The organism is Kitasatospora sp. NPDC089913, assembly GCF_044748625.1.
Classification (GTDB): Bacteria; Actinomycetota; Actinomycetes; order Streptomycetales; family Streptomycetaceae; genus Kitasatospora.
This window is the reverse complement of sequence record NZ_JBIVGI010000018.1, coordinates 121,775-138,469: the sequence shown is the minus strand read 5'-3', so window position 1 is coordinate 138,469 and position 16,695 is coordinate 121,775. Positions and strand designations below refer to the sequence as shown.

Annotated in this window: 11 protein-coding genes; 9 read left to right on the top strand and 2 right to left on the bottom strand. The window is 74.9% G+C overall.

From position 1 onward, the window contains the following. Positions 1-173: 173 nt before the first annotated feature. The 4 genes from ACIPYS_RS25890 to hflX all read left to right on the top strand — a co-directional run bounded on the left by ACIPYS_RS25890 (position 174) and on the right by hflX (position 6,050). Positions 174-722, top strand: coding sequence for a hypothetical protein (locus ACIPYS_RS25890; RefSeq protein WP_197698759.1), 549 nt, complete (start codon positions 174-176; stop codon positions 720-722). A gap of 105 nt (positions 723-827) precedes the next feature. After that, a complete protein-coding gene (dapF, locus tag ACIPYS_RS25885; protein ID WP_400750042.1) occupies positions 828-1,739 on the top strand; it encodes a diaminopimelate epimerase in 912 nt (303 codons plus the stop codon). 214 nt (positions 1,740-1,953) lie between these two features. Beyond that, entirely contained in the window at positions 1,954-4,434 is a 2,481-nt protein-coding gene (locus ACIPYS_RS25880) for a RelA/SpoT family protein (protein WP_400750039.1), read from the top strand. A 107-nt stretch (positions 4,435-4,541) separates the two neighbouring features. Beyond that, positions 4,542-6,050: a GTPase HflX gene (gene hflX / locus ACIPYS_RS25875; protein WP_093860285.1), complete on the top strand. Its 1,509-nt coding sequence runs from the start codon at positions 4,542-4,544 to the stop codon at positions 6,048-6,050. Between the two features lie 83 nt (positions 6,051-6,133). Here the strand turns inward: hflX and ACIPYS_RS25870 are convergent, their stop codons facing one another. Then, positions 6,134-7,321, bottom strand: a complete 1,188-nt coding sequence (locus ACIPYS_RS25870; RefSeq protein WP_093860284.1) for a serine protease — start codon at positions 7,319-7,321, stop codon at positions 6,134-6,136. 173 nt (positions 7,322-7,494) lie between these two features. On the opposite strand from ACIPYS_RS25870, the gene ACIPYS_RS25865 reads away from it, so the two are divergent. From ACIPYS_RS25865 to ACIPYS_RS25845, 5 genes are read left to right on the top strand one after another with little or no spacing between them, the layout of a single operon-like run. Then, the gene (locus ACIPYS_RS25865) at positions 7,495-9,558 is read left to right on the top strand and encodes an IucA/IucC family protein (RefSeq protein ID WP_400750034.1); all 2,064 of its coding nucleotides are present in this window, start codon (positions 7,495-7,497) and stop codon (positions 9,556-9,558) included. Next, complete coding sequence (locus ACIPYS_RS25860) at positions 9,555-10,157, top strand: GNAT family N-acetyltransferase (protein WP_231978560.1); 603 nt, start codon at positions 9,555-9,557, stop codon at positions 10,155-10,157. Before ACIPYS_RS25865 ends, ACIPYS_RS25860 begins: the two co-directional genes overlap by 4 nt. 15 nt (positions 10,158-10,172) lie before the next feature. After that, a complete protein-coding gene (locus ACIPYS_RS25855; RefSeq protein WP_093860282.1) occupies positions 10,173-11,636 on the top strand; it encodes a lysine N(6)-hydroxylase/L-ornithine N(5)-oxygenase family protein in 1,464 nt (487 codons plus the stop codon). After that, on the top strand, positions 11,614-13,440 hold the full coding sequence (locus tag ACIPYS_RS25850) for an IucA/IucC family protein (RefSeq protein ID WP_400750029.1): 1,827 nt from the start codon (positions 11,614-11,616) through the stop codon (positions 13,438-13,440). Before ACIPYS_RS25855 ends, ACIPYS_RS25850 begins: the two co-directional genes overlap by 23 nt. A gap of 12 nt (positions 13,441-13,452) precedes the next feature. Further along, positions 13,453-15,585 (top strand): ATP-dependent DNA helicase, encoded by a 2,133-nt coding sequence (locus ACIPYS_RS25845; protein ID WP_093860281.1) that lies wholly within the window; start codon positions 13,453-13,455, stop codon positions 15,583-15,585. Between the two features lie 180 nt (positions 15,586-15,765). Here the strand turns inward: ACIPYS_RS25845 and lexA are convergent, their stop codons facing one another. Continuing rightward, positions 15,766-16,647: a transcriptional repressor LexA gene (gene lexA / locus ACIPYS_RS25840; protein WP_369826377.1), complete on the bottom strand. Its 882-nt coding sequence runs from the start codon at positions 16,645-16,647 to the stop codon at positions 15,766-15,768. Between the last annotated feature and the right edge of the window lie 48 nt (positions 16,648-16,695).

The following is a 16,695-nucleotide window of genomic DNA, read 5'->3' as shown; positions in this document are numbered from 1 at the left end:
CGGCCCGGCGGTCACGACCGGATCACGTGATGGCCACGGATCACCCGACGACCCCGGTCAGGCCCGGAACGCCACCCTGGACATGCCATCATCGAGGTCATAAGGGTCGGCCCGGGCGGGCCGATCGGCCAGGCCGCGAGTCGCACTCGTGTCGAACTGTCAGGGGAGGCCGCGTGTCCACGGGTACCGGCCCCGAAACCGGCCAGGGCGCGGGACGTTCCGCGAACGGCGCAGCCGTCGGCGGCGGTGCCGCGGCGCAGACCGCCGATCTCGACTCCTCCACGCTGCCGGACCTGCCGGTGCTGGCCGGACTGGACATGCCCACCTCGTACGCCCTCGCGCTGCCGGCACTGGACACCAGTGCCCCCGCCGGCGCGGTGCACGAGCGGGAGATCCGGCCGCGCCGTCGGCTCCGTTGGTGGCAGACCCTGCCGATAGCCCTGCTGGCCACCGCCGGGTCGCTGATGTTCGCCTTCCCGCTGGCCTTCGGCTCGGCCGGGGCCGGTTCGGCGATGATCGGGATGCTCGGCCTGCTGCTGACCGCCGCCTCGCTCGGCTGGGGGGCGATGGCCGCCCGGCACGCCGGTTACAAGTGGCCCGGACTGCCGCGCCGCGGCACCGGCGAGCGGGCCGGGTGGCGGGCGATCGTGATCTACACCCTGATCGTGCTGGCCGCCTGCGCGCTGGCCCTGTGGCGGGTCGTCCGGCTCTCCGGCCGGTAGCCGGCGGGCGGTCCGGCAGTCGGCGGCCGGTTCGGTAGCCGACGGGCGGTCCGCCGGACGGAACCGGACGGCGGGCGTCCGGCGCCCCTCGGTACCATCGGGAGGGTGACCGCAACCTCCGCGCAGCCCGTCGGCCTCCCCTTCCTCAAGGGGCACGGCACCCAGAACGACTTCGTCATCGTCCCCGACCCGGACGGCCGGCTGACCATCGGCCCCGAGGCCGTCGCCGCGCTGTGCGACCGCCGCGCCGGCATCGGCGGGGACGGCCTGCTGCGCGTGGTGCGCTCCGCCGCCGACCCGGCCGCGGCCGACCAGGCCGACCGGGCCGAGTGGTTCATGGACTACCGCAACGCGGACGGTTCGATCGGCGAGATGTGCGGCAACGGCGTCCGGGTCTTCGCCCGCTACCTGGTCGAGGCCGGACTGGCCGAGCCGGGCGAGCTGCCGGTGGCCACCCGGGCCGGACTGCGCACCGTGCGGGTGGCGGCGGACGCCGCGGACGGCACGCCCGGGGAGATCACCGTGGACATGGGCCGCGCCGCGCTGCCCGGACCGGACGGGATCGCGGTGGCGGTCGGCGGGCGCAGCTGGCCGGCCCTGAACGTCAACATGGGCAATCCGCACGCGGTCGCGTTCGTCGAGAGCCTGGACCACGCCGGTGAGCTGCGGACAGCGCCGGCGACCAGCCCCGAGGGCGCCTACCCGGAGGGTGTCAACGTCGAGTTCGTGGTGGACCGGGGGCCCCGGCACGTCGCGATGCGGGTGCACGAGCGCGGCTCCGGCGAGACCCTCTCCTGCGGCACCGGCGCCTGCGCCGTCGCGGTGGCCGCCGCCCGGCGGGACGGCCTGGACCCGACGGTCACCGGCGCCGCCGTGACCTACGTGGTCGACGTGCTGGGCGGCCGGCTGACGATCACCGAGCACCCGGACGGCCGGGTGGAGAAGACCGGACCCGCGACGATCGTCGCCCGCGGCGAGCTGGACCCGTCCTGGACGGCGCTGCTCGGCGGCGTCTGACCGTCCCTCACGAGCGGTGCGCGCGGCCCGGGGTGTCTTCTCCGGGTCGCGCGGCCGTCGACGAACGCGTTTGCCCAATTCGTATCGGATCGAATCCCCCCGTTCGGGTGACAGGGATGACGGACGGGAAGCGGGGCATCGCGGAACGTGCTCTGCTCGGTAGCATGGACCACCGGGTCGGCCCACGCCCCCGGTACCGCTGCCGGAGGTGCCGATGACCATCGAAGCCGGGCAGCCCCTGGCGGGGCAGCCGACGTCCGCACGGCAAGCCGGGCCGCCCAGACGGCCGCTCGGCGGACTGGGCCGGGCCGCGCTCGGACGCGCCGGGCGCGCCGCGCTGCTGGCCACCGGCCGCCCACCGGTGCCGGACGCCCTCGAACCGCTGGTCCAGGCCCACCGGCGGCACCATCCGCAGGCCGACCTCGGCCTCCTCGGCCGCGCCTACCGGCTGGCCGAGGAGAGCCACCGGGGCCAGAAGCGGAAGAGCGGCGAGCCGTACATCACCCACCCGCTGGCCGTCACCATGATCCTGGCCCAACTGGGCGCCGGCACCACCACCTTGGTCGCCTCGCTGCTCCACGACACCGTGGAGGACACCGAGTTGACGCTGGAGCAGGTCGCCGGGGGGTTCGGTCCCGAAGTCGCCTATCTGGTCGACGGGGTGACCAAACTGGAGAAGGTCGACTTCGGGGCGGCGGCGGAGGCGGAGACCTTCCGCAAGATGCTGGTCGCCACCGGGGACGACGTCCGGGTGATGGTGATCAAGCTCGCCGACCGGCTGCACAACATGCGGACCATCCGGCACATGAAGCCGGCCAGTCAGGTGCGGATCGCCAAGGTCACCCGGGACGTGCTGATCCCGCTGGCCGAGCGGCTCGGCATCCAAGTGCTGAAGGCGGAGCTGGAGGACATCGTCTTCGCCACCCTGCACCCGGAGGAGCACGCCCGCACCCGTGCCCTGCTGGCCCGGCACGAGGACGGCCCGGACACCCTGCTGGCGCCGTTCGCCGGCGTGCTGGGCCGTCAGCTCGCCGAGGCCGGGGTCGCCGCCGAGGTGACCGTCCGGCCCCGGCACTGCGTCTCGCTGCACCGGGTGCTGCTCAAGCGGGACGCCGCCCCGGGGCGGGACGGCCGGCCGCAGGAGCCGCAGCCCGCCGACTTCGGGCGGCTGCTGGTGGTGGTCGAGGAGAACGCCGACTGCTACGCCGTGCTCGGTGAGCTGCACACCTGCTGGACGCCGCTGCCGGGCGAGTTCAAGGACTTCGTCGCCGCGCCCAAGTTCAACCTCTACCAGTCGCTGCACACCGCGGTGGCGCTGGCCGGCGGCGAGGTGGTCGAGGTGCTGGTGCGCACCCGCCGGATGCACGAGGTGGCCGAGACCGGGGTGGTGGCGCTCGGCGACCCCCGGCAGCCCGCGCGCGGCGGCGAGCAGGCCCCCGACGAGCTGGACCGCACCGACCCGGCCCGGCCGGGCTGGCTCTCCCGGCTGCTGGAGTGGCAGCAGGAGACCCCGGACCCGGACGCCTTCTGGTCCGCGCTGACCGCCGACCTCGCCGGTGACCGCGAGATCACCGCGGTCACCGAGCTCGGTGAGACGCTCCAGCTCCGGGCCGGGGCGACCTGCGTGGACGCCGCTTACCTGCTGGGCGAGGAGACCGGGCACCGATGTATCGGGGCGCGGGTGAACGGGCGGCTGGTGGCGCTCTCCACGGTGCTCCAGGACGGCGACCGGGTGGCCATCCTCACCGACGGCTCGGACACGGCCGACGGCCCCCACGGGCCGGCCGGCTCCGACCGGCCGGACGGCGCTGACGGCCCCGACGGCTCCGGGGGTGCCGGGCGCTCCGCCGCTCCGGCCGGCCGGCGCCGCTCCGAGCCCTCCGGCCCCGCCCCCGAGTGGCTCGCGCACGCCCGCACCCCGGCCGCCAGGATCGCCATCGAACGCTGGCTCGCCGACCATCCGGCCCGCCGCCCGGTGGTCCGCACCGGCCCCTCGCCGAGCCAGCCCGCGCCGCCCGCGCACCCCGTCGCCGCCGGCCGTCCCGCCGTCCCGGTCACCGCGGCCGGCCGTCCGGGCGCGCCGGTCCGGCTGGCCCGCTGCTGCACCCCGGTGCCGCCGGACGCGATCGTCGGCTACCCGATCCGCGGCGGCGCGGTCGCCGTGCACCGGACCGCCTGTCCGGCCGGGGAGCGGATGCGGGCCGACGGGCGCGGCGCGCTGGACGTCGACTGGCGCCCCGGCGGCGCCCCGCCGGCCGGCTACCGGGCCACCCTGCGGGCCGAGGCGCTGAACCGGCCCCGGCTGCTCGCCGACCTCACCGCCGCGATCTCGGGGGAGGGCGTCGGCATCGTCTCGGCCGAGGTCGAGCCGCCGCAGGAGCTGCGGGTCCGGCACACCTACACCGTCGAGCTGCCGGACCCGGCCGCGCTGGCCGCGGTGCTGCGGGCCATGCTGCGGGTGTCAGGGGTGTACGACGTGGAGCGGCCGCACGCCCCGCCCGGCGGCGGCCCCGGCCGGGCCCCGGCCGTCCCGCCCGGCCCGGCGGGCCGTCCGGCGGGCGACCCGGCGGCGCCGGAGGTAAATGCGGATGACCCGTCCGCGCCCGGCGTGCGACCATCATGGGGAATTCACGGCCGGACCGCGGCGTTCTCGGGGCAGAGGAGTCCCAGCCCGAACCGCGGCCCCGAGGGGTAGCTCGCACCTCGCCCGAGTGGTAGTCGGGGCGGCAGCCGGGCAGACTCCCGGCACGACCGTCCGTACGGTCGCGCACAGGCCACCCGTTCCAGCAGCCGAAGGACAGAATGACCTCCACGTTCGACACCCGCGACCAGACCGACGCCGCGCGCCGCATCGACGGTCTGCGGGCGGAAGCCCTCATGGACGAGGACCTCGCGGCCATCGACGAGGACCACGGCCACCACTACGACGGCGACCAGTACGACCGCAGCGAGCGCGCCGCGCTCCGCCGTGTCGCCGGCCTCTCCACCGAGCTCGAGGACGTCACCGAGGTCGAGTACCGCCAGCTCCGCCTGGAGCGCGTGGTGCTCGTCGGGGTCTGGACCGACGGCACCCTGGAGGAGGCGGAGAACTCGATGGCCGAGCTCGCCGCACTGGCCGAGACGGCCGGCTCCGAGGTGCTGGACGGCGTGATCCAGCGCCGTGACAAGCCCGACGCGGCCACCTACATCGGTTCCGGCAAGGCCAAGGACCTGCGCGACATCGTCGCCGCCAGCGGCGCCGACACCGTGGTCTGCGACGGTGAGCTCACCCCGGGCCAGCTGATCCACCTGGAGGACGTGGTCAAGGTCAAGGTCGTCGACCGGACGGCCCTGATCCTGGACATCTTCGCCCAGCACGCCAAGTCCCGCGAGGGCAAGGCGCAGGTCTCGCTCGCGCAGATGCAGTACATGCTGCCGCGACTGCGCGGCTGGGGCCAGTCGCTCTCCCGGCAGATGGGCGGTGGTGGCTCCGGCTCGTCCGGCGGCGGCATGGCCACCCGCGGACCGGGTGAGACCAAGATCGAGACCGACCGGCGCCGGATCCGGGAGAAGATGGCGAAGCTCCGCAAGGAGATCGCCGACATGAAGAAGGGCCGCGACACCAAGCGCCAGGAGCGCAAGCGCCACCAGGTGCCGTCCGTGGCCATCGCCGGTTACACCAACGCCGGCAAGTCCTCCCTGCTCAACCGGCTCACCGGCGCGGGCGTGCTGGTGGAGAACTCGCTGTTCGCCACCCTCGACCCGACCGTGCGCCGGGCGCAGACGCCGAGCGGCCGGGTCTACACCCTGGCCGACACCGTCGGCTTCGTCCGGCACCTGCCGCACCACCTGGTCGAGGCGTTCCGCTCCACCATGGAGGAGGTCGCCGACGCCGACCTCATCCTGCACGTGGTGGACGGCTCGCACCCCGAGCCGGAGACGCAGCTGGCCGCTGTCCGCGAGGTGGTCGTCTCGGTCGACGCGCAGAACGTGCCGGAGATCGTGGTGATCAACAAGGCCGACGCGGCCGACCCGCTGGTGCTGCAGCGGCTGCTGCGCCGCGAGCCGCACGCCATCGTGGTGTCGGCCCGCACCGGCGTCGGCATCGAGGAGCTGCTCGCGCTCATCGACGACGAGCTGCCGCGGCCGGCGGTCGAGGTGCACGCGCTCGTCCCGTACACCCAGGGCGCGCTGGTGTCCCGGGTGCACGCCGAGGGCGAGCTGCTCGGTGCCGAGCACACGGGCGAGGGCACCCTGCTGCACGCCAAGGTGCCGGCCGAGCTGGCTGCCGAGCTGGAGCCCTTCGCGGTGGCGCTGACGCCGCAGGGCTGATCCGGCCCGCGCGAACGCGAACGGCCCCGGTCCCCCCTCCTCGCGGAAGGGGGGCCGGGGCCGTCGGCGTGTCCGGGCCGGGGCTACTTCTTCCTGGCGATCCAGTCCAGCGCCTGCTTGGCGACCGTCTCCAGGTACGGCCCGCTCAGCGAGGTGTGGTCCTGGGTGCCGATCGAGGTGTTGGAGACCAGCGCCAGCTTGCCGTCCGGCATCGGCGCGAACCAGCCGCCGCCGCTGGAGCCCTGGGTCATGTTGCAGCCGATGGTGAGCATCGACGGGCGCTTCGGGTCGAAGGAGAGCCGGGTCGGCTTCCCGCCCTCGCACTTGTACAGCTCCTGGCCGTCGAACGGCTTGTACAGCGGGTAGCCGACGGCGGTGGCGGTGACCTTGTCGCGCGGGGCGTCGAACCAGACCGGCACGGCCCCGCCGACGGTCTCCTCCAGCGACTTGCCGGTGTCGTTCTGGTTGCCCACCCGCATGATCGCGAAGTCGTACTGGTTCGCCGCGTCACCGGTACCGCCGCCCTCGACCAGCCACTGCGGCGAGGTCACCACGTCCTTGGCCCACCAGGTGCCGAGCGGCGCCAGTTCGGTCAGCGGGGCCTTCTTGCCGCCGCTGGAGGCACCCGAGTTGTTGTAGGCGGGGACGAACACCAGGTCCTTGAAGTAGTTGCCGCCCTTGCCGGGGTGGACGCAGTGGCCGGCCGTCCAGACCAGATTGCTCTTGCCCGGGTGCGCCGGGTCCTGGACCACGGTGGCCGAGCAGTTGCCCCGGCCGCCCTCGGCGGAGAAGAAGACCTTCCCGGACGGCTGCTTGGTGTACGGACGCGGCACCGGCACGGCCTTGACCGTCGCGGGCTCCGGGTCGGTGACCCCGGCGTCGTCGGCGGGCTTGGCGGTGGGCGGCGCCGGGTCGGCCGGCTTGGAGTCGCCCATCTTGTCCGGGTTCCAGAAGTCCTTGACGATCGGGTTGTTGAAGACGTGCTTGGACGCCCAGTTGTCCCAGTCCTCGAACTTCCACCGGGTCAGGTCGTCCCAGCTCTTCGGCAGGCCCTCCAGCAGGCTGGTCGGGATGCCGGTGGGCAGGGTGATGCCGCCGATCACGCCACTGCCGCCCCCCGCGGCGGTGGTGGAGGCGGAGGCGCCCGCCGAGGGCGGCGGGGCGGCGGTTCCCCCGCCGCCCGAAGGCCCGTCGGGGCCGCAGGCGGTGACGGCGAGCAGGGTCCCCGCGGCGAGGACGGCGGCCGCGGCGGACCGGTGGATCGCTGGCATGAGTGCTGTCCCCCTGGTGGTTCGGTGTGGGCGGCGGGCCGCCGTCCTGGAGTCTGCCACTGGCCACCAGGACGGCGCCGGGCGGCCCCCGGTTGCGCTTCCCGGTGGGTGGTCACCGATCTGTGACGCGGGGGCCGTCGGCTCGTTGGCACTGGGGGCCCGCTCCCCGCCGAATGGTGAACCTTCACCGGTCTTCACCCGGACGAGTGAAGCGCTCTTGTGATCAACCGTCAGGGATAGGTAACCCTTACCTGACGCGACGGTGCGAGCGCCCGCCGGATTCCTCCACCCCACGCGCGTCGGCACTCCACGCGCACCAAGGAGCAGCATTGAGCACCGCCCTCACCGGAGCCCCACCCGACACCCCGGCCGGCCGGCCAGGCCCCGCGGCCCCGGCCGCCGCCGGCACCGTTCCCACCGCCGCCGGCACCGTTCCCACCGCCGCCGGCACCGTTCCCGCCGCCGCCCCGGCGGTGTCCGACCGGCTGCTCCACCCGGACCCCGCCGTCGCCGCCGAACAGGCCGGCGTGGAGGCCCTGCTGCGCTGCTGGGCCCGCGAGACCGGAGCCGCGCCCGGCCCGGACGGACACCTGCGGATCGCCGTCCTCGGCGGCGCCGCCCGGCTCTCCGCCCCCGTCCGGCACTGGTCGCCGGCCGGCTGGCACCGGTTCGGCCCGGCCACCCTCGGGGCCGGCGCGGCGGAGGACCTCCACGAGGCCCCGGTGGACGCCGTCACCGCCGCCGCCCTGCTCGCCGCCGCGGCCGCCGACCGGCCCGACCCCGGGCAGATCGCCGACCTCGCCGCGCGGGTCGCCGACTCGGTGGTCCGCACCGCCGACATCCTCGCCCACCACCGCTCCGGCACCGCCCCGGCGCCCGGTGGACCCGAGCGCTCCGCGTTCCTCGCCACCGAGCAGTCCCTGCTGCTCGGCCACCCGCTGCACCCCACCCCCAAGAGCCGCGACGGCCTCGGCCCCGCCCAGAGCGCCGCCTACTCGCCCGAACTGCACGGCTCCTTCCAATTGCACTGGTACGCCGTCGACCGCGAACTGCTCGCCGCCGGCTCCGCCCTCACCGAGGGCGCCGACCGGATCACCGCCCAGCTGCTCGGCGACCCCGCCCTGCTGCCGCCCGGCACCGCCGCCCTGCCGCTGCACCCCTGGCAGGCCCGCGAACTGGCCCACCGCCCGGCCGTCGCCGCCCTGCTCGCCGAGGGCCGGCTGCACGACCTCGGCCCGTCCGGCGCCGCCTGGTACCCGACCTCCTCGGTGCGCACCGTCTACCGGCCCGGCACCCCCTGGATGCTGAAGCTCTCGCTCGGCCTGCGGATCACCAACTCCCGCCGGGAGAACCTCCGCAAGGAGCTCCACCGGGGCCTGGAGATGCACCGGCTGCTGGAGAGCGGCCTCGGCGCCGAGTGGCGGGCCGCCCACCCCGGCTTCGACATCGTCCGCGACCCCGCCTGGATCGGCGTCGACCACCCCGGTCTCGGCGACCCCGGCGGCTTCGACACCGTGCTGCGCGCCCAGCCCTTCGCCCCCGGCGACCGCGCCCACTGCGTGGCCGGTCTGGTCGCCGAGCGGCCCCACCCGGCGGGGACCGGCGAGGAGGCCGGGCGCGTCCCGTCCCGGCTCGGCGACCTGCTCCGGACGCTCGCCGCCCGGACCGGACGGCCGCTGCCCACCGTGGCGGCCGAATGGTTCCTGCGCTACCTGGACGCCGTCGTCCTGCCCGTGCTCTGGCTGGACGGACAGGCCGGCATCGCGCTGGAGGCGCACCAGCAGAACAGCCTCGTCCTGCTCGACGCCGACGGCTGGCCCAACGGCGGCCGCTACCGCGACAACCAGGGCTACTACTACCGGCGGAGCGCCACCGACCGGCTCACCGCCCGGCTGCCCGGCCTCGGCGCGCGCAGCGACACCTTCCTCGACGACCCGGTGATCGACCACCACTTCGCCTACTACCTGGGCATCAACCACGTCCTCGGCCTGGTCGGCGCCCTCGGCTCGCAGCGCCTCGCCGACGAGGCCGTGCTGCTGGCCGCACTCCGGAGCTTCCTGACCGGGCCCGCCGCCCGGGCCACCGGCTCCGTGCTCCCGGGCCTGCTGCTCGACGCCCCGACGCTGCCCTGCAAGGCCAATCTGCTCACCCGGATCCAGGGCCTGGACGAGCTGGTGGGGCCGGTCGCCACCCAGTCCGTCTACATCGAGCTGCCCAACCCGGTGGCGGGCGCGTGAGCGGGCCGGCGGCCGGGACGGCCGGCACCGGCCGCGCGGCGGACGATCCCGCCGGATGGGGCGCGATGACCACCGTCGCCGGGGAGTTCCGGCTCCGCCGGGTCCGGCTCCCCGCCGACCTCGGCCTGCTCACCCGCTGGATGAACGACCCCGACGTGGCCGCGTTCTGGGAACTCGCCGGCCCGTCCGCCGTGACCGAACGGCACCTGCGCCGCCAGCTCGACGGCGACGGCAGCAGCCTGCCCTGCCTAGGACTGCTCGACGACACCCCGATGAGCTACTGGGAGGTCTACCGCGCCGACCTCGACCCGCTCGCCGCGCACTACCCGGCCCGGCCGCACGACGCCGGACTGCACCTGCTGCTCGGGCCCGCCGCCAGCCGCGGCCGGGGCCTCGGCACCGCCCTGCTCGCGGCCCTGGCCGACCGGGTGCTGCGCGAGCGCCCGCGCTGCGAACGGGTGGTCGCCGAGCCGGACGTCCGCAACCGGCGTTCCGTCCGCGCCTTCCGGCGGGCCGGCTTCCGGCTCGCCGCCGAACTCGACCTGCCCGACAAGCGGGCCGCCCTGATGATCCGCGACCGCACCCCGCACCCCGCCTAGGACAGCACCCGACTCATGGACACCCCAGCTTCCCCGTCCGGACCGTACGACCTGCTCGGCATCGGCATCGGCCCCTTCAACCTCTCGCTCGCCGCGCTCGCCGAGCCCGTCCCCGGGCTGCGCACCCTCTTCTGCGACCGGCGCCCGGAGTTCCGCTGGCACCCCGGGATGCTCGTCGACGGCGCGCGGATGCAGGTGCCGTTCCTCGCCGACCTGGTGTCCCTGGTCGACCCGACCAGCCCCTGGTCCTTCCTCAACCACCTGCGGGAGGAGGAGCGGCTGTTCCCGTTCTACTTCACCGAGCGCTTCCAGCTCACCCGCCGCGAGTACGACCACTACTGCCGCTGGGCCGCCGAACGGCTCGCCAACTGCCGCTTCGGCACCGAGGTCACCGCCCTGCACTGGACCGGCGACCGCTACCGCGCCGAGCTGCGCGAACCCGCCACCGGCCGGGAGCACACCGTCGAGGCGCGCAACGTCGTGCTCGGCGTCGGCACCCTGCCCGTCCGCCCCGCGGCCTTCGCCGCGCTCGACGGCCACCCGGGCGTCTTCCACTCCGCCGACTACCTCGACCGGCGCGACGGACTGGCCGGTGCCCGGGACGTCACCGTGGTCGGCAGCGGGCAGTCCGGCGCCGAGATCTTCCTCGACCTGCTGCGCCGCCACGACGGTGACGGCGTGCGACTGCGCTGGCTCACCCGCACCCGGGCGCTCGCGCCGATGGAGTACTCCAAACTCGGCCTGGAGCACTTCACCCCCGACTACACCCGGTACTTCCACGGCCTGCCCGGAGCCGTCCGCGACCACCTGGTCGAGGCCCAGTGGCAGCTCCACAAGGCCGCCTCCGCCGAGACCCTCGCCGAGATCCACGACCAGCTGTACGAACGCACCGTCGGCCGGCCGGTCGGCGCGGCGCCGGTCGAGATCACGCCCGGCACCGAGGTCACCGAGGCGCGGCCCGGCCCCTGCGGCGGGCTCGAACTCGACTGCCGGCACACCGACTCCGGTACCGCGCACCTGGTGCGCACCGACGCCGTGGTGCTCGCCACCGGTTACCGGGCGGCCGGACCGGCCGCCCTGGAACCGCTCGCCCACCTGATCGACCGCGACCCGGCCGGCCGCTACCGGGTCGACCTCGACCACCGGGTGGCCACCCGACCGGAGGTCACCGGCGGGCTGTACGTGCAGAACGGCGAGCTGCACACCCACGGGGTGGGCACTCCCGACCTGGGGCTCGGCGCCCACCGGGCCGCGGTGATCCTCAACGCCGTCACCGGGCGGACCGTCCACCGGCTGCCCCGGCGCACCGCCTGGACCGGCTTCGCGCCGCCCGCGCCGCCCGCCCCGGCCTCCGCGCCGCCCGCCCCGACGACCGCGGGGGCCCGTCCGGCCGCCGAGGCCGCCCCCGCCTCCTCCCTTCCCGCTTCCAGCCTCCCCCGACCCCAGGAGCCGACCCGTGCCGCAACCGCCGGCCGCTGAACCGCCGCTGTACCTGCCGCCGCAGCTCACCGCCGGCCATTGGCAGCGGGCCGGCCGCGCGCTGCTCGCCAAGATGCTCGGCGAGTTCGCCTACGAGGAACTCCTCGCCCCGACCGGGACCGGGGAACCGGACGGCTGGACGCTCGCCCTGCCCGGGGCCGAGTACGGCTTCACCGCCCGGCGCGGCGCCTACGGGAGCTGGCTCGTCGACCCCGGATCCGTCCACTGCGACGACCCGGCGGGCCTCGACCCGCTGCGCTTCCTGGTCCACGCCCGGCACGTCCTCGGGCTGCGCGGCGACACCACCGGCCACCTGCTGCGCGAGCTCACCGCGACCCTGATCGCCGACGCCCACCTGCTGGCCACCGGCCTGACCGCCGCCGAACTCGCCGACCTCGGCCACACCGAGCTGGAGGGCCGGCAGGGCGGCCACCCGTGGATCGTCCCCAACAAGGGCCGGATCGGCTTCTCCGCCGCCGACGCCGCGCGCTGGGCCCCCGAGGCCCGCACCCCGCGCCCGCTGCCCTGGATCGCGGTGCACCGCCGGCTCGCCGAGTACCGGGGCGTGGCCGGCCTCGCCGACGCCGAGCTGCTGTACCGCCGGGAGCTCGACGACCCGGCCGCGCTCCGTGCCCCGCTCGGCGCCGCCGCCGACGACTACCTGCTGCTGCCGGTGCACCCGTGGCAGTGGGACGAGACCGTGGTGCCGCTGTTCGCCCCGTGGATCGCCTCCGGCGAGATCGTGCCGCTCGGCACCGACGGCGACCTGCGGCTGCCCCAGCAGTCGATCCGCTCGTTCTTCAACGAGAGCCACCCCGAGCGCTGCACCGTCAAACTGCCGCTGGCCGTCCTCAACACCCTGGTCTGGCGCGGCCTGCCCACCGAACGCACCCTCGCCGCGCCCGCCGTCACCGCCTGGATCCACGGGCTGCGCGACGCCGACCCCTTCCTGCGCGAGGAGTGCCGGGTGGTGCTGCTCGGCGAGATCGCCTCGGTCACCGTCGACCACCCGGTCTACCGCGACCTGCCCGAGGCCCCCTACCAGTACAAGGAGCTGCTCGGCGCGATCTGGCGGGAGCCGCTCGGCCCGGCCCTGGCGCCCGGCGAGCGCGGCCGCACCCTGGCCGCCCTGCTCCAGACCGGACGCGACGGACGGCCGCTGGCCGCCGAACTGGTCGCCCGCTCCGGGCTCGCCCCCGCCGAGTGGACCGGCCGGCTGTTCGCCGCGATGCTGCCGCCGCTGCTGCACTTCCTCTACCGCTACGGGCTGGTGTTCTCCCCGCACGGCGAGAACGCCGTCCTGGTCTTCGACGAGCGGGACGTGCCGGTCCGGCTGGCGGTCAAGGACTTCGTCGACGACGTCAACCTCAGCGACCAGGACCTGCCGGAACTGCGCGACCTGCCCGCCGAGGTGGACGCGGTGCTGCTGCGCGAGGACCCGCAGGGCCTGTGCCAGTTCCTGCACTCCGGGCTGTTCATCGGCGTGTACCGCTATCTGGCACCGCTGCTGGAGGCCGGGACCGGCCTCGCCGAGGCGGAGTTCTGGGCGCTGCTGCGCGCCGAGATCCACCGCTACCAGGGGCGCTTCCCGGAACTGGCCGAACGGTTCGCGCTGTTCGACCTGTTCCGGCCCCGGATCGACCGGCTCTGCCTGAACCGCAACCGGCTGCTGCTGGACGGCTACGGCGACCGCCCGCACCGGCCGCACGCGGCCCGGCACGGCACCGTGCCCAACCCGCTCGCCGCGGACGGTACGGGCCGGGTGCCCCGCCGACGGGACCGGATTGTCACCCCTGCCCCGTAGGCTGGGTGGGTCATGACGAACGACTCCGAATCCCAGCTCCCCGCCGAGGACGCCGACGAGGCCGGGAGCGTCGCGGACGCCCCGGCGGAGGCCGTCCCCCGCGCCCGTGTCCCCGAGCTGCTGCACGCCGCGGTGGCCTCCGTCGGCGGCGTCGAGCGCCCCGGACAGCTCCGGATGGCCGAGGCCGTCGCGGACGCCGTCGACCACGGCGAGCACCTCTTGGTGCAGGCCGGCACCGGTACCGGCAAGTCCCTCGCCTACCTGGTGCCGGCGCTCGCCCACGGGGACCGCGTGGTGGTCGCCACCGCGACCCTGGCGCTCCAGCGCCAGCTGGTCGAGCGGGACCTTCCGCGCACCGTGGAGGCGCTGCACCCGGTGCTGCGGCGCCGTCCGCTGTTCGCGATGCTCAAGGGCCGGTCCAACTACCTGTGCCTGCACCGGGCCAACGAGGGCACCCCGAGCGACGAGGGCGAGGGCCTGTTCGACCCGGTCGAGGCGCTGGGCGGGCCGGCCGGCAAGCTCGGCAAGGAGGTGCTCCGGCTGCGCGACTGGGCGGACGAGACGGAGACCGGCGACCGGGACGACATGACCCCCGGCGTCTCCGACCGGGCCTGGGCCCAGCTCGCGGTCACCTCCAAGGAGTGCCTGGGCGCGACCCGCTGCGCGTACGGCCAGGAGTGCTTCGCGGAGAAGGCCCGGGAGCGGGCCAAGCTCGCCGACGTCGTCGTCACCAACCACGCGATGCTCGCGATCGACGCGATCGAGGGTGCTCCGGTGCTGCCCGAGCACGGGCTGCTGATCATCGACGAGGCGCACGAGCTGGTCAACCGGGTCACCGGGGCGGCCACCGCCGAGCTGACCGTCGGCGCGGTGAACCGGACGGTCAAGCGGGCCGCCCGGCTCGCCAACGAGAAGGCCGTGGACGCGCTGCAGGCCGCCGCCGAGAACTACCACGGCCTGATGGAGACCGCCCAGCCCGGCCGGGTGGAGGAGCTGCCCGAGTACCTCGCCTACGCCGTGACGGCGATCCGGGACGCCTCCCGGCAGGTGATCACCTCGCTCGGCGAGACCAGGGACAAGGGGCTCAGCGACGAGGACGCCGTGCGCAAGCAGGCGATGGCCGCCGCGGAGTCCCTGCACGAGACCGCCGACCGGCTGCTCCAGGACTCCGAGTACGACGTGGTCTGGATCGAGCGCAGCGACCGCTACGGGCTGGGCACCGCCTCGCTGCGGGTCGCCCCGCTGAGCGTCTCCGGGCTGCTGCGGGAGGGCCTGTACAAGGAGCGCGCGGTGGTGCTCACCTCGGCCACCCTCAAGCTCGGCGGGGACTTCACCGGCGTGGCCGCCTCGGTGGGCCTGCCGTCCGACGCCCGGCTGCCGGACGTCCGCACGCCCGGCGACAACCCGGAGGCGGCGGGCGAGGGCATGGGCGACGAGCCGGTGCCGCACTGGCGGGGGATCGATGTCGGCTCGCCGTTCAAGTACTCCAAGCAGGGCATCCTCTATGTCGCCAGGCACCTGGCCGATCCCGGGCGCGATCCCGAACGGCCGGACATGCTGGACGAGTTGGCCGATCTGATCGGTGCGGCCGGCGGGCGGACGCTGGGGCTGTTCTCGTCGATGCGGGGGGCGCAGACGGCCGCCGAGGCGATGCGGGAGCGGCTGGACCAGCGGATCCTGCTCCAGGGCGAGGACACCCTGGGCGAGTTGATCCGTGAGTTCGCCTCGGACGCGAGCACCTGCCTGTTCGGCACCCTCTCGCTCTGGCAGGGCGTGGACGTGCCCGGTTCGGCCTGCCAGCTGGTGGTGATGGACCGGATCCCGTTCCCGAGGCCGGACGACCCGCTGATGAGCGCCCGGCAGAAGGACGTCGAACAGCGCGGCGGGAACGGCTTCATGGCCGTCGCGGCCACCCATGCGGCGTTGCTGATGGCGCAGGGTGCGGGGCGGCTGGTGCGTGCGGCCGAGGACCGGGGCGTGGTGGCGGTGCTCGACCCGCGGGTGGAGACCAAGCGGTACGGCGGCTTCTTTCGGTCCTCGATGCCGGAGTTCTGGTACACCACGGACCGCAACCAGGTGCGCCGCTCGTTGGCGGCGATCGACGAATCGGCGGCGCCGGTCCGGCCGGTGCCGAAGCGGGGCTGATCCGGGCCGACGGGCCGGGACAGGTCGGGACAGGCCGGAGGGGCTCCACGCGAGGTGTGCGGGGAGCCCCTTCCTGTGGGTCCGGGCGGGGCGGCGGCTCGTGGACGCCGGGTGCTTCCGGCTCCGTCCGGCTGGTTCCGGGGGGTTCCGGCTTCTTCCGGTACGGCGGAGCCGGTGCGGTCAGAGTCGGCGGAGGACGGCCACGACCTTGCCCAGGATGGTCGCGTTGTCGCCGTTGATCGGCTCGTACGCGGGGTTGTGCGGCATCAGCCAGATCCGGCCGTCCTCGCGCTTGAGGCGCTTGACGGTGGCCTCGCCGTCGATCATCGCGGCCACGATGTCGCCGTTCTCGGCGACCGGCTGGCGGCGGACGGTGACCCAGTCGCCGTCGCAGATGGCCGCCTCGATCATCGAGTCACCGCGCACGGTGAGCGCGAACAGTTCGCCCTCGCCGACCAGCTGCCGCGGCAGCGGGAAGACGTCCTCGACGGTCTGCTCGGCCAGGATCGGCCCACCGGCGGCGATCCGGCCGACCAGCGGCACGTAGGAGGTGGACGGGCGGCCCGCCGTCTCGGCGGTGTTCGGCCGGGCCACCTCGACGCCGCGGACCTCGTAGGCGCGCGGGCGGTGCGGGTCCCGCCGCAGGAAGCCCTTGCGCTCCAGGGCCATCAGCTGATGGGCCACCGAGGAGGTGCTGGACAGGCCGACGGCCTGGCCGATCTCGCGCATGGACGGCGGGTAGCCCCGGCGCTGCACGGAGTCCCTGATGACCTCGATCACCCGGCGCTGGCGCTCGGTGAGGCCGGCCTCGTCGGTCCGGATCCCGGGCGGGCGGCCCGGCGCGGAACGGGTCGGCGCCGGGTGGGCGTCGTCCAGGGCGGGGGAGTGTTCGATGGGCTGGTCCGGAACACGCCCGACCCCGGAAATGCCCGGGCCCAGGGGGCGATGGTCCTCGCTGCGGTCCATGCTGATGTCCACGCTCTGCTGATTCGTGGTGCGCTGCCCCACCTTGAGCTGGGAGTGATCCTGCACCGGGATGGTGTTGCTTTCGACGGCGTTCACGGCTGCCCCTCTCGACGGCTGTCCTCTCCTTTTTCCAGCCCAACGCAC